Here is a 14,851-nt window from a genome sequence, read left to right as displayed (position 1 = left end):
AGCGCAGCGGAATTGCGTCGCATATCGATGTGCTGCGCGAAGCCATTCGTCGGACGCGCAGGGAGCATTCGTTCAAGATTCACGCTTGGGTTGTATTGGCATGAACACATGCATTGCATCCTCGAATTGCCGCAGGGGGACGCAGACTTTGCTTTACGCTGGAGCTTGAACGGCTTGGTGAACAAGGTTGTCGATTGGCCGTACTCGACATATCACCGCCTCGTGCGGGCAGGCGTCTAGCTGCAGGATTGGGGGGCAATGCCGCTGAGGGTTGAAGACAGGGAATTTTGACATGCGGCGCAATTTCGCTGCGCTCCATTGTTCCCTTCAGCGCCGTACGTTTTCGGCACGTGCTATGGTTACGTGCCATAGGGGAGTGCGGGGTACGAGGTATACCCTTGTAAGGATTTTGCAAACCTATTCACGAAGAGAAAAGGGTTTTTATGGCAAACATTACTCTTTCGGCACCATTGGTAGATGGTTCATTAATGCCATACATCGGTGAAAACCATTCATGCGAAGAAATTGTTTCATTCGTTTGTAGTGATGATTGTGGACCACCACCACAAAGCGTTTTAATTACCGTTAAAACAGAGTCTGGAAAGTTAGTAGAAATTTCCATTCCCAACGAAACAGACGCTATCGCGAGGGTAACGGTTGATGGCAAAGCTATTTGACTCGTAATGCGGATTGTTTAGAGAATCTGCCTTGCTACCTCGTACGGCGTAGTAGTGCATAAAATCATAGATGTAGGGCGCACTGAGCGCAGCGAACTGCGCCGTATGAATCGGTTGAATGCACGTGTTCGTGCAGTTTGTTGTCAATGCGCTTTCGCCTCACGTGCACGATAGGATCACACACATGATCCTGACGATTCAAGCCTTCATCGGCCCACATGAAGGCGTTACGGGTTTAGGAGGCGTTGCTCTTGACTGTGATGCGGAACGGTATTGATCTGTTTTCATTCGGCGCAGTTCGCTGTGCTCAAGGCCGTAACCACTGCAGGAAACAAGATACAAGGGTGGGTTAGGCGAAGCCGTAACCCACGCGTGAGCGTTCAACAACAATCCATATCAAGCCAGCGCTTGTTCAAAATCCGCCAGCAGGTCTTCCACGTCTTCAATGCCAATCGAAAGGCGGATGGTGTTGTCTGCAATCCCCATTGATGCGCGGCGTTCTGCGCCCATTTCGTAGAAAATCGTATGGGCGACGGGGATGGCCAGGGTGCGGTTGTCTCCGAGGTTGGTCGACAGGATCACCAGCTCCAGCTTGTTGAGGAACTGGAAACAGTCCACTTCGGGCTTGAGTTCGATGCTCATCAGCGAGCCAAAGGTGCGGAACAGGCGCTTGGCGTGTTCGTGCTCCGGGTGGCTCTCCAGCCCGGGGTAGAACACCTTCTTGATGGCTGGGTGGCTGGCGAAGAAGCGGGCCAGCGCGAGTGCGTTGCTGGCTTCCCGTTCCTGGCGCAGCGCGATGGTCTCGGCCCCCATCGACAGATGGTGGGCGGTTTCTGCGGTCATCGAGGCGCCCGTGTCACGCAGCCCTTTCTTGCGGATTTGCAGCAGCCCCCAGCTACTCGGTTTGCCGGTTTTGTAGCTGTCATAAATGTTCGGGTAGGTGCTCCAGTCGAACACCCCGGTTTCGGTCACTGCGCCGCCCAAGGCGTTGCCATGCCCGCCCACGTACTTGGTGAGTGAATTGATGACCAGCCCAGCCTTGGTTTTCGCTGGGCGGAACACCCAGGGTGAGGTCATGGTGTTATCCACAACGAACAGCAGGCCGTGTTCAGCGCACAGCTCGCCAATGCCTTCCATGTCGGCAATCTGCGTACAGGGGTTGGCAATGGTTTCCACGAACACGATGCGGGTGTTCGGGCGGATGGCGGCTTTCACATTGGCCGCATCGGTGGCATCAACGAAAGTGACTTCGATGCCTAGCGTGGTCAGGGTGTTGAAGAGGCTGTTGGTGTTGCCGAACAGAAAGGCGCTGGAGACCAGATGGTCACCCGCGCGCAGCAGGGTCAGCAGGGTGGTGGTGATGGCGGCCATGCCGGTAGCAAAACAGATGGAAGCGAGTCCTCCTTCCATCTTGCTGATTTTCTGCTCCAGTGCGCCCACGGTCGGGTTGTTCTGCCGCCCGTAGGAGAAACCGGGTTGGCGGCCCTGGAAGACGGCGCAGATTTCTTCTGCAGTCTTGTAGCCGAAGGCGACCGAGGTGTGGATCGGCTTGATGAGTGCGCCGTGCTCAATGGCAGATTGACGGTCGCTGTGGAGAATCTCTGTGGTGAAACCTTTGTTCTTCATGATGGCGGGGCACCTTGGGGGGCGAGAGGACGGAAGGGATTGCCACCATTTTAGAGGCTTCAGCCTGCAAAAGTGACATCCTGTCGTACATATTCAAAGTGCGAAAAGGAATACGCCCCCGTCCTTTTGCCTGCCGTCTCAGCCCGCCACGCTGACTTCCACGGTGATGTGCACCAGTTCCTCATGAATCTGCAACTGTTGACGGAAGTAGTCAGCGCTGGCCGCCTGGGCTGCCTCCAGGCTCAGCATGCAGGCATAGCTGCCCTTGCCGATGCGCCAGACGTGCAGGTCCTGAATCTTGGCCGGAATCGGGCTGGCGGCGATCACCTCGCGGATCTCTTCCACCACGGGCGCGTCCATTTCCGCATCCAGCAGAATACGCCCGGACTGCTTGAGCAGCCCCATCGACCACACCGCCACCAGGATGCCACCTGCCACCCCCATTACCGGGTCGAGCCAGTTCGCACCCCACTGGCGGCCCGCGATTAGGGCGACAATCGCTAGTACCGAGGTGGCGGCATCTGCCAGCACATGGATGTAGGCGGCGCGCAGGTTCAGGTCCTGCCCGTGGTGGTGGGCATGTTCATGCCCGTGTTCATGGTGGTGGTCGTGATGATGATCGTCACGCAGCAGCCAGGCACAGATGAAATTTACCAACAGGCCGATGACGGCCACGAAAATTGCTTCGTCATAGTGGATGGGGCGGGGGGCGAACAGGCGGTCGACCGACTCCCATAGCATCACGCCCGCCACGCCCAGCAGCAACAGAGCGCTGGTGTAACTGCCCAATACCTCGAACCTCCAGGCGCCAAAGGAAAAGCGCACATCCCGTACATAGCGCCGCGCCAGGGCATAGGCCATGATCGACAAGCCCAGCGCCAGCGCGTGAGAACTCATGTGCCAGCCATCGGCCAGCAGCGCCATCGAGTTGTAGTACCAGCCGGCGATGATCTCCGCGACCATCATGATTGCCGTCAGCACCACTGCATAGCGTGTGTTGCGCTCGGCCAGCGGATTGCCCGCGTCAAAACGGGTGTGATAGGCACAGTGGTGCGGGGGCAGGGCGGTATTCATCATGATCAACACAGTGTTTGCTATACTCCCCCCCAGTATATACGGATTCATGAAACGAGCGCCATGTCCCACACCCTCCACAACAAAAAGCCACTTTTGACCCGCGTGCGCCGCATCAAGGGTCAAATGCAGGCATTGGAAAGTCTTCTCGAAGAAGGGGGCGAATGCGCCGCCGTCCTCCAGCAGATTGCCGCCGTGCGGGGCGCGGTGGCGGGCCTGATGACAGAGGTGCTTGAAGGCCACATCCGCGAACACCTGGGGGCGGAAGACGCCAGTCCGGAACAACGCGCCGAGGATGTGGATCGCGTGCTATCGGTGCTGCGCTCTTACCTGCGGTGAAATGCCCTGAATGCGGAATCCTCCCGGCTGAGCTATGACGTGTTAAATTTGGATTTCCACCGGATTTTGTAAGAGCCCATGCCATGGACATCAGACAGGATAATCTGAGCGGCGAAGCCGTTATCGCCCTGCTGCAAGAGCATCTGGATGACATGCATGCCACCACGCCTGCCGAGAGCGTGCATGCGCTGGACCTGGACGGCCTGCGCCGTCCGGAAATCACCTTCTGGACGATCTGGGAGGGAGAGATGCTTGCGGGCTGCTGTGCCTTGAAGGCGCTGGAGGCCGGGCATGGTGAGATCAAATCCATGCGCACGGCGCGCGCCTACCGTCGCCGTGGTGTGGGCGCACTATTGATGGAGCATCTTCTGGCTGAGGCCCGCCGCCGGGGGTATCAGAAACTCAGTCTGGAAACCGGTTCGCCAGATTTCTTCGCCCCGGCCCGCAGGCTGTATGCCCGCTTTGGCTTCACCTCCTGCGAGCCGTTTGCCGACTATGTGCTTGATCCTCACAGCGTTTATCTGAGCCGCACACTTTAAGATTTGAGAGCGAAGATAGCTTCCACGCCCTGCATAACGGGCACATGCAGTCTGTTGTGCCCTGAACTCCAGTAATCTCTTCAGCTTATCCACAGCACAAAGGGAGTGACCATGAGGAAGATGTGCATGATGCGTTGCCTGCTGCTTGCCAGCCTGATGAGCCTGAGCAGCTTGGCATGGTCGGCGGATGCGGCGGGGGTGCAATCCGAATTGCTACTCAAAACCCAGCAATCCTGGGACGGCAAAACCTACCCCGCCTACCCGGCAGGTCAGCCGGAAGTGACTTTGTTGCGTATCACCATTCCTCCACATACCGCGCTGGATTGGCACCAGCACCCCATCATCAATGTGGGCTACATGCTGGCGGGCACCCTGGTGGTGGAGAATCAGGTGGATGGCAGCACCAAGACCCTCCACGCGGGCGACCCGCTGCCCGAGCTGGTCGGCACCGTCCACCGTGGCACCAATCCGGGCGATGAGCCTGCCACCATCCTGGTATTTTATGCGGGCGTGGTGGGCAGCCCCTTGTCCACAAAATAGCCTCGCCCCCCGGCAAGCAAACAGTGATCAGGGATATGGGCAAGTGCACCTAGGCTTGGGGCATCGGGCAGGGGCGCGATTGTGCTTAGCATTGGGTGCATAACTCCTTTGAGGAAGAACAACGTGCATCCATACCAAGACCCCAAGTTACCTGTTGAAGCCCGTGTTGAAGACCTGCTCGCCCGCATGACGCCGGAAGAGAAGGTCGGCCAGATGATGCAGCTACCGGTGCATCCGCAGATCATGCTCGCCACCCCGGAAGGCTGTGAGCGGGGCGAGGTCGGTTCCATCCTCGCTGCCGTGGGTGAGCAGGTCCGTCCCTTTGCTGAAGCCGCCCTGCGCTCGCGCCTGGGGATTCCGCTGCTGGTAGGTATCGACGCCATCCACGGCCACAGCATGTGGGAACACGCCACCATGTTCCCCAGCCAGCTCGCCCTCTCCCAGGCTTGGGACGAGAAGCTGTGTGAAGACGTTGCCCGTGCCACGGCGCGGCAGGTGGCCTATACCGGCATCCACTGGACCTTCAGCCCGGTGCTGTGCCTGCCGCGTGATCTGCGCTGGGGGCGTGTGAATGAAACCTTTGGTGAAGACAATCTGATCATCAGCCGCCTTGGCGTGGCCATGATCAAGGGCTACCAGGGCGAGGATCTGCGCGATCCCGAATCGATTGCTGCCTGCGCCAAACACTATGTGGGCTACGGCGAGAGCGAGGGCGGGCGCGATGCTTCGGAATCGCCACACTCCTGGCGCACGCTGCGCAGCGTGTATCTGCCGCCATTTGAGGCCGCAGCCAAAGCAGGCTGTGCCAGTTTTATGAGCGCCTACCATTCCACCGATGGTGTGCCGGTGGCCTTTAACCGCAAGCTGCTCGTCGATGAACTGCGCACGGCCTGGGGGTTTGATGGCCTGCTGGTGACCGACTGGGACATCCTCGGCCACATGCACAAGCTGCATCGCATCTGCGCCACCATGGTCGAGAGTGCCCAGCGCGGCCTGCGTGCAGGCAATGACATGATCATGACGACGGAGAGCTTCTATGCAGACATCCTTGCCGCGCTGGCAGCAGGTGAAGCCGACATGGCCGATGTGGATGCCGCCTGCCGCAATGTGCTGCGCCTGAAGTTCCGCCTGGGCCTGTTTGAAAATCCGCGTCTGCCCGATATCCCCAAGGCCCGCACGGTTGCCGCCGAGCCTGCGCAGCGTGAGCTGGCCCTGGAATCTGCACGGCGCTCGCTGGTGCTGCTGAAAAATCGCAATGTGCTGCCCCTGCGTGCGGAAAACCTGCGCAAGATCGCCGTGATCGGCCCCAATGCCGATGATTGGGCCAATACCATTGGTGACTGGCAATTGGGCTCTGGCCAGAGTCAAAGCACCTGCGACATGTATGCCGCTGGCAATGAGACGGTGACCGTGCTCGAAGGCCTGCGTACCCTGCTGGGTGAAGAGATCGAAGTGACCCACAGTGTGGGCTGTGGCGTACCTGATACATTACGCAAGCATACCGGCCTGATCGGCTGCTTCCATGCCAAAGATCCGTTTGGCAACGGCATCAATGAATCTGCACCGGAGAAAATCCACCGCGCCGTGCGCCTGGCCGAAGACGCCGATGTGGCCGTGCTGGTGCTGGGCGACCGCATCAGCTACGTAGGGGAGATGAAATCCACTGCCACCCTGGATTTGCCGGGAGACCAGCAAGCGCTCTTCGATGCCGTCGTCGAAACCGGTACGCCGGTGATTGTGGTGCTGCTCACCAGCAAACCTCTGGCGATCCCCGAGGTGGCACGCCGCGCTGACGCCATCCTGTTGGCGCACAGCCCCGGCATGGAAGGCGGGCGGGCCATTGCTGAAGCCTTGTTCGGGCAGTTCAACCCCAGCGGGCGGCTCACCCTGTCCTGGCCGCACCACGTCGGCCAATGCCCGGTGCGCTACGATCTGTCGCAAGGTGCGCACCACGTGGGCTACCCGGATCTACCCGATGCGGGCTATGACGCACTCTTCCCCTTTGGTTTCGGCCTGTCATATTCCCATGTCCGCTACCAGGGTCTCAGGCTTGCCAAGACAGCGCTGGCAAAGGGCGAGGCGCTGGAATTCGAAGTGCAGGTCAACAACCGTGGTAACCGCGCCATGGAAGAGACGGTGCAATGTTATCTGGATGACTGCTATACCTCGGTGATGTGGGCACGCAAGAAGCTCAAGCTCTGGCAGCGTGTATCGCTGCAACCGGGCGAGGTGCGCACCGTGCGCTTCAGTCTGCCGTACGAGGCCATGGCACTGTGTGACGAAAATGCCGAATGGGTGGTCGAGCCGGGGGAATTCCAGATGCTGGTGGGGGCATCCTCCCGGGATCAGGATTTGCTGCGGGCGCGTTTCAGAGTGGAGTAATGGAGACTTATTCACACTGCAATGAAGAAGGGGCACGTAAGTGCCCCTTCTTCATTGCAAAAATCCACAGAATTTTGATGCCCATCCGGATGTACTATACAGATGCCATGCCAGTCATCTTTCGCGGTCTGTGTGCATGAATTTTGTGCACTGCAACCGGCCAAATGCAACAAAGTATGCCACCCCTTGTTTTTGTTGCACCAATTGGCTATTCCAAAAGATATACAACTTTGGTTGATACTGCCCCGTGTGAAGTCAGCGGGCGATTTTCACAAAATTTTATGCAATACGTTTGGGTCAGCATCCTGATCCTGGAGGCAAAGATGAAGGCCGCGCAAAAATCGGTATTTCCCTTTCAAACAGCCGTTTCTCTAGCCCGCGCCTGCTTGGTGCTGCTGGGCTTGAGTCTGCTGCCGGGCGTGGTGTCTGCACAGCCTATGGATACCCTGGATAAGCTGCGCAAGACCAAGGTGCTGCTGGTTGGGGTGCGCGATAAGTCCTTGCCGTTCTCAACGCTCACGGCAGAGGGGGCGAGCGGATATTCTGTCGAGGTCTGCAACAAGGTGGCAGAGCAATTGCGCAAGGAACTCAAGCTGCCAGAGCTGAAAAACCAGTACGTCACCGTGACGGCGGCTAACCGCATGGCCAAGCTTAAAGACGGTTCGGTCGATATTGAGTGTGGCAACACCGTCAATACCAAGGTTCGCCAGGCCGAAGTGGATTTTTCTTACACCTTCTTCGTAGCGGGGGAACGTATCCTGGTCCGGCAAGACAGCGGGGTGCAGGATTTGTCCGGGCTGGCAGGCAAGAGTCTGGGCGTGGTCAAGGGCAGTACGGCGGAGACCATCTTCAACCAGTTGAAAAATCAGGTGAAAAATCTCAAGCTCGAATTTTTCACAACCGGCCCGGAAGCCTTTGCCGCACTGGAAGCGGGCAAGATTCCCGCCATGGCCCAGCCGGACATCCTGCTGGAGAGCATGCGTGCACAATCAGGCAATCCCAACCGCTACATGCTGACCGCAGACACCTTCTCAGTTGAACCCATGGCGGTGATGGTGCGCAAGGGCGACCCCGCGTTCCGTGCCTTGGTGGATAAAACCGTAGCCGCCCTGTTCGCCAGTGGCGAGATCACCGGCATCTACAACAAATGGTTCCTCACCAATACTTTGAAGGTGCCCATGTCCCTGATGCTCAAGGATTGCATCACCCGGCCTAGCCGTGAGCCAGGGGTTGCCCTCGGGGTGGGTTACTCGCTTTGAGAGCAGGCAAGTTCCCCGTCGATGCTCGCTTCATCCGGCGCCGACGCAGGGGCCGTGTCATAGTTTTCGGCATGCAAGGCGAGTAGCCCCAGCGCGTTGGCAATCGCGGCCTGACTCTGCCGGGCAAGATCCCGGCGATCTGCCTGGGCGCTAGGGATGGCGGGCAGGATGCTCAGTTCCACGTGCAAGCCCGAGGACAGCACGATGGCACGCAGACATTCCCAGAACGTGGTCTCCCCCGCGTAGACCGGAGCCGATGCGGTCTGGCCTGATTGATCCACATAGCGCAGGGCCACGGGCTGAACCTCGGCTGCGGCATCAATCCCGGCTTGAAATAGGGCAGGGCGGAAAGGCAGCAGCGTATCGCCCAGCGTGGTGGTGCCTTCGGGGAATACCGTGACGCGTTCGTTGCCACGCAGGCGTTCGGCAATCGACTGCGCAGTGCGTGCGGCAGCAAGGCGGCTGCCACGCTCAAGGAAAAGGGTGTCGGTGTGTTCAACCAGCCAACCGATCACCGGCCAGCTCCGCACATCGTCTTTGCTGACGAAATGGGTCGGCGCCAGGGCATTGATCACATAGATATCCAGCCAGGAGACGTGGTTGCTCACAATGAGCGCCCTGGTGGGGATATCGTCCACGTGCTCCGGCAGCCGCACGCCCAGGCCACTGACCAGCTTGCGCGCCCATCGGTGTTTGATGGCCTGCCGTTGGGCACTACTCCAACGCGGAAACAGAAGACGTACCGCCAGCAGCCCCCAGCTGAGTAACCAGGCCATGCGGGCCAGTCTCCATGCCGCGCGTAACTCACGCCCCCAATTTGCCAAAGCTTGGCATAAACGTAGCCAGAGCGCGGGAATGAGCACAAAGCCCCCTTGATATAAGCGCTGGCCTACTCTTGCACGATGTTGTCTATTCAAGCCTACTGTCCAATAAAGTGGCGGGCGTAACGGTTATCGACGCGGTTCATCGACAACAGGATCAACAAGTCCGCCGTGTTGAAATCGGGGTCCCAGGCCGGTGCGCCGCATACTTCCACACCCGCGCGCAGATAGCCCTTGAGCAGCGGCGGTATTTCGGCAGGCTGGCTATTGGCCAGATGCTCGACCGGCAAAGGGTTGCGGGGGAAGACATGGTATTCCACTGAAGCCATGCGATCCTGCACCGCCTTGAAGATGTTGGCCGCGTTATGCCCACCATCGCCCATGCTGATGCTGGCGCAACCCATCAGGTACTCGTAACCATTTTCCATCATGAAACGGGCCAGCCCGCTCCACAGCAGGGTGATGACTGCACCGGTGCGGTAGTCGGCATCAATGCAGGAACGCCCGATCTCGACCAGACGGTCCCGCAGGTGCAGAAAGCGGGTGAGATCGAACTCGGTTTCCGAGTAATAGCCTCCCACGCGGCGCGATGCCTCGGGGGTCAGGATGCGGTAGGTACCGACGATGCGCCCTTGGGTTTCATCACGCACGATCAGGTGTTGGCACCAGGGATCGAAATGATCCCGGTCGACACCGGGGGTACGGCAATTGAGGCGTGCGCCCATTTCCTCGGCAAACACGCGATAGCGCAATTTTTGCGCTTCAAGAATTTCAGATTCGGTGGAGGCCAGCCCCACCCACAGATTACGCGACTTCTGTTCGGTAACGCGTGGCGCGACTCTTAGCATGTTATACGTTTCCTATATTATTGAACCGGCACGGTATGTATCCGCGTCGGTTCAATATAGGAAGCGCATGTTGCGATCCGGTGACGGCTATGTTGCTGCTCTATGACGTTTGAGCGGCCCAACCGTTCTGGAGCGTTGTGACTCAGAAGCTATATGGAGTGCAACGGTTCTGGCAAGGTGGCGTAACAACGCCAGAACCATTTTGTTACGGCTTCTTAGTGCGTCACCCGTGTTGTGCCACCACTTTGCAGCACCCGCACGCGTTCGCCAGGGACGAACTGATCCTCGCCCTTGGCCTGCACAATCACCATGGACTTGCCGTTGTCGAGATTGACGGTCAGCTCCCAGGCGGCCTCGCGGGTGATGCCCTCTTCGGCAGCCGAGCCGACCACGCCACCTACCACGGCCCCTACGACAGCGGCGACCGCAGCGCCACGCCCCTGCCCGACGCCGCTCCCCCCGATGCCACCGGCCACCGCACCGGCCACTGTGCCAATGCCGGACTTGGTGCCTTCAAGCTTGACCTGACGCACTGCCTGCAGGGTCCCTTCCTGGAACGTCATGACACGGCGTGCCTCATCCCGTGAATAGGTATCGCCCGATTGGCTGGTAGCGCAGCCGGTGGCAACAACGGATAGGGCTGCCAGGGCGACCACAGACAGAATGCGTTTCATGCTCTACTCCTTTTTTACCAAGGTTTTGCACCAAATGTGCTGGCATACAATGTGGCAATGTCCTCACGGCTTGCCGTGTAATTCTGGCCGCCACGGTGGGCGATCTTGATCGCCCCCATCACGGAAGCAAGGCGGGCGGATTGCTCAATGTCCCAGCCCTGTAAGAGTCCATACAGCAGGCCACCCCGATATGCGTCACCGCAACCGGTGGGGTCCGCCAGATTGGTGGCTTGGGCGCACGGTATGTCAATGGTCTTGCCTTGAGCATAGATGCGGGAACCTTCTCCGCCCAAGGTTACGACCAGGGTGCCTGCGCGTTCGGCTATCTGTTCGATGGACAGACCCGTCTTGTCACACATCAGGCGGGCCTCATAGTCGTTGACCGTGCAATAGCGGCAAAGATCCAGACATTCCTGAACTTCTTCAGCCGAGAGCATCGGCAGGCCTTGGCCCGGATCGAAAACAAAGGGCACCCCGGCTGCGGCAAGGCCGTGTACGTGCTGCATCATCCCTTGCTTGCCATCGGGCGAGACGATCGCCACACGGATTTCATGGGCTGCGTCGCGCACCAGATTCTGGTGCGAGAAACTCATCGCCCCAGGGTGGAAGGCGGTGATCTGGTTATCGTCCAGGTCGGTCGTGATAAAAGCCTGGGCCGTGTAGGAGCCATTGATCACACGGATGTGGCGGGTGCTGATCCCAAGCTTGTCCAGATGCGCGAGGTAGGGCGCGGCATCCTCGCCCATGGTGGCCATGATCAGGGGTTCGCCGCCGAGCAGCTTGAGCGCGTAGGCAATGTTGCCCGCGCAGCCGCCAAAGTCACGGCGCATGTCCGGTACAACGAAGGAGACATTCAGGATGTGAAGCTGTTCAGGCAGGATGTGCCGTTTGAATTGGGAATGGAACACCATGATGGTGTCGTAAGCCATCGAGCCACAGATCAGTGCTGACATGTCTTTGTGATCCTGAAGAAGGGGAAAAGCGCGATTCTATCCTGCCAGGGCGTGATTCACGCGAACAATACCAGACCCCATACCAGCACGAGGTTTATCAAGCTTAACAACACGGCAGCACTGCCTGCGTCCTTGGCATATTTGGCCAGCTCATGGCGTTCCAGCGAGATGCGGTCGATGGCGGCTTCCACGGCGGAATTGAGTAATTCCACAATCATCACCAGCAACACGCTGCCAATCATCACCGCTTTGCCCAAGCCATTGGCCCAACTGAACAGGGCCAGGGGAATGAGGATCAAGGCCAGCAGGCATTCCTGTCGGAAAGCTGCCTCATTGCGCAAGGCATGGCGCAAACCATCCAGTGAATAAAACAGTGCTTTCCAGATCCGGCGGAATCCGGTGGCGGGTGGGGTGGCTTGGTTCATCGGTCAATACGGGGCAAATGCATGGAGTAGCGCGCATTGTCGCGGAAAACCGGCATACCTGTATGCGATACGGGCCAAACGGTCGAAAAGCGCGATCTGATCTGGCGCAAATTTTGCACTTTTACCGGTAAAGAGGTGCTGCTGGGGCTTCCTATTTTCTTGAATAAGAATTATTCTTATTTGAAATTACTTGGTAGTCGATCATGGGTTTACTTTCTGAACTGCCTCCGGGCGCGAGCGGCCGCATTGTGGATATCACGGCGCAGTCTGCCAGCGACCCCATCGCCGAGCGTCTGCACGATCTGGGTTTTGTCGCAGGCGAGCCGGTGAAGCTGGTTTCCTACGGCCCGTTTGGGGCCGACCCGCTGCTGGTGCAGATTGGTTTTACCCGTTTTGCCCTGCGTCGCAGCGAGGCTGCCCGGATTGTGGTGAATACTGAAGAGGCCGCCCATGTCTGACACGACCCTTGCCCGCCCGCCAGTTTCGATTGCCCTGGTCGGCAACCCCAATTGTGGCAAGACCGCGCTCTTCAACCAGCTCACCGGCAGCCGCCAGAAGGTGGCCAACTACGCGGGTGTGACGGTTGAACGCAAGGAAGGGCGCCTGGTACTGCCCTCCGGGCGCAAAGTGCGCGTGCTCGACTTGCCCGGTGCCTACAGCCTGAATGCCACCAGCCCGGACGAGGCGGTGACGCGCGATGTCTGCCTGGGCCAACACCCAGACGAAACCCAGCCCGATCTGCTGCTCTGCGTGGCTGACGCCACTAACCTGCGTCTGCACCTGCGCTTTGTGCTGGAACTCAAGCGTCTTGGCCGCCCCATGGTCCTGGCGCTCAATATGGTGGATGCCGCCAAACGCCGGGGCATCCTCATCGACCGCGACAAGCTCGAACAAGAACTTGGCTTCCCGGTGGTCGAAACCGTTGCCATCCGCCGTCAGGGTGCCGCAGCCCTGATCAATGTGCTCGATGAGCATCGTCTGGCCGTGCCCGCCGCCCCTACCACCGGTGCAGACCTGCATGCCGAGGCCCGCCGCCTGATCGCCTCCGCCGTGACCATGCCCCAGCCAACCAGCCCGATAGACGAAGCCATCGACCGCTGGGTGCTGCACCCCGTGTGGGGCCTGCTGATCCTCGCGGCCACCATGCTCCTGGTGTTCCAGGCCGTTTACGCCTGGGGCGAGCCGATCAAGGGAATCATTGATGCAGCCATCCAATGGCTGGGGGCAGAGGTAACGGCCCTGCTGCCTGCGGGCATCCTGCGCAGCCTGCTGGTCGAAGGGGTGATTGCCGGGGTGGGCGGAGTGCTGGTCTTCCTGCCGCAGATCCTGATCCTCTTCTTCTTCATTCTTGTACTGGAAGAATCCGGTTATCTGCCGCGTGCCGCCTTCCTACTCGACCGCTTCATGGTGGGTGCGGGCCTCTCGGGCCGGGCTTTCATCCCGCTGCTCTCCAGCTTCGCCTGCGCCGTGCCGGGCATCATGGCTACGCGCAGCATTCCCGACCCGCGTGACCGCCTGCTCACCATCCTGGTCGCGCCGCTGATGACCTGCTCGGCCCGCCTGCCGGTCTATGCTCTGCTGATCGGTGCCTTCATTCCAGACCGTGCCGTGTTCGGCGTGTTCAACCTGCAAGGGCTGACTCTGTTTGCCCTCTACGCCGCAGGCATCGTCAGCGCATTGATCGTGGCGCTGGTTGCCCGCTACATCGGCAAGCAGGCCAGCGAGCAGGCCCTGCTGCTGGAAATCCCCGCTTGGCGCGTGCCCAACCCGCGTGACGTTTTCCTCGGGCTGCGCGAGCGTGCAGGCATCTTCCTGCGCCGGGTCGGCACCATCATCCTGGCGCTCTCGGTCCTGCTCTGGTTCCTCTCCAGCTTCCCCACGCCGCCTGCGGACTGGAGCCGTCCGGCAATCGAATATTCTTTCGCCGGTCACATCGGGCGAGGGCTCGCCATGCTGTTTGAGCCCATCGGCTTCAACTGGCAGATCTGCGTTGCGCTGATTCCCGGCCTTGCCGCGCGTGAAGTGGCGATTTCCGGGCTGGCCTCGGTGTATGCCATCAGCGCGGGGGACGGCACCGAGCAGGTATTGGCCACCACCCTCGCGTCCAGCTGGTCGCTGGCCACGGCGCTGTCACTGCTGGCGTGGTACGTGTTCGCGCCCCAATGCCTGTCGACGATTGCGGTGATCCGGCGTGAGAGCGGCTCGCTCAAAATCACCCTGTTCTCCGTCGTCCTGCTCGCCTTCATGGCCTATGCCGCCGCATTTGCCGCCTACCACCTGACCGGGGCCCTGCAATGACTGCCTATCACCTGTTCGAGTTTGTCGTCATCCTGGCCTTCCTGCTCTACAGCCTGCGCCAGATTCTGCCCCTGATTCCCGGTGGCGTTGCCTCGGCCACACGTCTGGCCCATGCATGGCGGATTCCTGCCGTACTGCTCCTTCCTGCCCGTTTGGCCAAAGGGGAGCAGGACGGATGCAGCAGTTGCAGCCAGTGCTCAGGGTGTGCACCAAAAGACACAAATCAAGCACCTGTCATTACCTTGCACCGCACCATGAAATCGCCCAGCAAGCCGCAGCAGTAAAGGCTTCAAGCGATACACAAGGATACAAATCCGTATCAAATTTCATTGTTTCAGGACTCAAGGCTCAAGCCATACTGACGTTAGCCAGCATATAGTACGGATATGCAGGCAG

Annotated in this window: 16 protein-coding genes; 9 read left to right on the top strand and 7 right to left on the bottom strand. The window is 59.4% G+C overall.

All coding sequences use genetic code 11. From position 1 onward, the window contains the following. The first annotated feature begins 443 nt into the window (after positions 1-443). Positions 444-677 carry a hypothetical protein gene (locus B145_RS28370; protein WP_086010479.1) on the top strand — a complete coding sequence of 78 codons (234 nt, stop codon included), beginning with the start codon at positions 444-446 and terminating at the stop codon, positions 675-677. Between the two features lie 396 nt (positions 678-1,073). Here the strand turns inward: B145_RS28370 and B145_RS0101900 are convergent, their stop codons facing one another. Both B145_RS0101900 and dmeF read right to left on the bottom strand, forming a co-directional pair. Then, positions 1,074-2,303: a cystathionine gamma-synthase family protein gene (locus tag B145_RS0101900; RefSeq protein WP_018604781.1), complete on the bottom strand. Its 1,230-nt coding sequence runs from the start codon at positions 2,301-2,303 to the stop codon at positions 1,074-1,076. Positions 2,304-2,441: 138 nt separating this feature from the next. Continuing rightward, positions 2,442-3,380, bottom strand: coding sequence for a CDF family Co(II)/Ni(II) efflux transporter DmeF (gene dmeF, locus B145_RS0101895; RefSeq protein WP_026258739.1), 939 nt, complete (start codon positions 3,378-3,380; stop codon positions 2,442-2,444). A 60-nt stretch (positions 3,381-3,440) separates the two neighbouring features. On the opposite strand from dmeF, the gene B145_RS0101890 reads away from it, so the two are divergent. From B145_RS0101890 to B145_RS0101865, 5 genes are all read left to right on the top strand, one after another. After that, positions 3,441-3,716, top strand: coding sequence for a metal/formaldehyde-sensitive transcriptional repressor (locus tag B145_RS0101890; RefSeq protein ID WP_018604777.1), 276 nt, complete (start codon positions 3,441-3,443; stop codon positions 3,714-3,716). A gap of 83 nt (positions 3,717-3,799) precedes the next feature. Further along, positions 3,800-4,255: a GNAT family N-acetyltransferase gene (locus B145_RS0101885; protein WP_018604776.1), complete on the top strand. Its 456-nt coding sequence runs from the start codon at positions 3,800-3,802 to the stop codon at positions 4,253-4,255. Between the two features lie 126 nt (positions 4,256-4,381). Continuing rightward, complete coding sequence (locus B145_RS0101880) at positions 4,382-4,795, top strand: cupin domain-containing protein (RefSeq protein WP_018604775.1); 414 nt, start codon at positions 4,382-4,384, stop codon at positions 4,793-4,795. 123 nt (positions 4,796-4,918) lie between these two features. Beyond that, entirely contained in the window at positions 4,919-7,177 is a 2,259-nt protein-coding gene (locus B145_RS0101875; RefSeq protein ID WP_018604774.1) for a glycoside hydrolase family 3 N-terminal domain-containing protein, read from the top strand. Between the two features lie 323 nt (positions 7,178-7,500). After that, positions 7,501-8,436 carry an amino acid ABC transporter substrate-binding protein gene (locus B145_RS0101865; RefSeq protein WP_157288223.1) on the top strand — a complete coding sequence of 312 codons (936 nt, stop codon included), beginning with the start codon at positions 7,501-7,503 and terminating at the stop codon, positions 8,434-8,436. Here B145_RS0101865 and B145_RS24050 read toward each other — a convergent pair. The 5 genes from B145_RS24050 to B145_RS0101840 form a co-directional block, all read right to left on the bottom strand. Continuing rightward, the gene (locus B145_RS24050) at positions 8,424-9,212 is read right to left on the bottom strand and encodes a lysophospholipid acyltransferase family protein (protein ID WP_018604771.1); all 789 of its coding nucleotides are present in this window, start codon (positions 9,210-9,212) and stop codon (positions 8,424-8,426) included. The genes B145_RS0101865 and B145_RS24050 overlap by 13 nt on opposite strands. Positions 9,213-9,355: 143 nt before the next feature. Further along, positions 9,356-10,105, bottom strand: a complete 750-nt coding sequence (locus B145_RS0101855) for a GNAT family N-acetyltransferase (protein ID WP_018604770.1) — start codon at positions 10,103-10,105, stop codon at positions 9,356-9,358. 215 nt (positions 10,106-10,320) lie between these two features. Then, complete coding sequence (locus tag B145_RS0101850) at positions 10,321-10,779, bottom strand: outer membrane lipoprotein (protein ID WP_018604769.1); 459 nt, start codon at positions 10,777-10,779, stop codon at positions 10,321-10,323. 14 nt (positions 10,780-10,793) lie between these two features. Then, a complete protein-coding gene (locus B145_RS0101845; protein WP_018604768.1) occupies positions 10,794-11,732 on the bottom strand; it encodes a carbohydrate kinase family protein in 939 nt (312 codons plus the stop codon). A gap of 56 nt (positions 11,733-11,788) precedes the next feature. Continuing rightward, positions 11,789-12,157: a diacylglycerol kinase gene (locus B145_RS0101840; RefSeq protein WP_018604767.1), complete on the bottom strand. Its 369-nt coding sequence runs from the start codon at positions 12,155-12,157 to the stop codon at positions 11,789-11,791. Between the two features lie 203 nt (positions 12,158-12,360). Here B145_RS0101840 and B145_RS0101835 point away from each other — a divergent pair, with 203 nt between their 5' ends. From B145_RS0101835 to B145_RS0101825, 3 genes are read left to right on the top strand one after another with little or no spacing between them, the layout of a single operon-like run. Further along, a complete protein-coding gene (locus B145_RS0101835) occupies positions 12,361-12,615 on the top strand; it encodes a FeoA family protein (protein WP_018604766.1) in 255 nt (84 codons plus the stop codon). Then, the gene (gene feoB, locus B145_RS0101830; RefSeq protein ID WP_018604765.1) at positions 12,608-14,455 is read left to right on the top strand and encodes a ferrous iron transporter B; all 1,848 of its coding nucleotides are present in this window, start codon (positions 12,608-12,610) and stop codon (positions 14,453-14,455) included. The genes B145_RS0101835 and feoB overlap by 8 nt, the downstream gene beginning before the upstream one ends. Beyond that, positions 14,452-14,739 carry a hypothetical protein gene (locus tag B145_RS0101825; protein WP_018604764.1) on the top strand — a complete coding sequence of 96 codons (288 nt, stop codon included), beginning with the start codon at positions 14,452-14,454 and terminating at the stop codon, positions 14,737-14,739. Before feoB ends, B145_RS0101825 begins: the two co-directional genes overlap by 4 nt. The last annotated feature ends 112 nt before the right edge of the window (positions 14,740-14,851 follow it).

This window comes from Uliginosibacterium gangwonense DSM 18521 (assembly GCF_000373965.1).
Lineage (GTDB): Bacteria > Pseudomonadota > Gammaproteobacteria > Burkholderiales > Rhodocyclaceae > Uliginosibacterium > Uliginosibacterium gangwonense.
The sequence above is the reverse complement of the archived record's forward strand: the minus strand, read 5'-3'. Positions and strand labels throughout refer to the sequence as shown.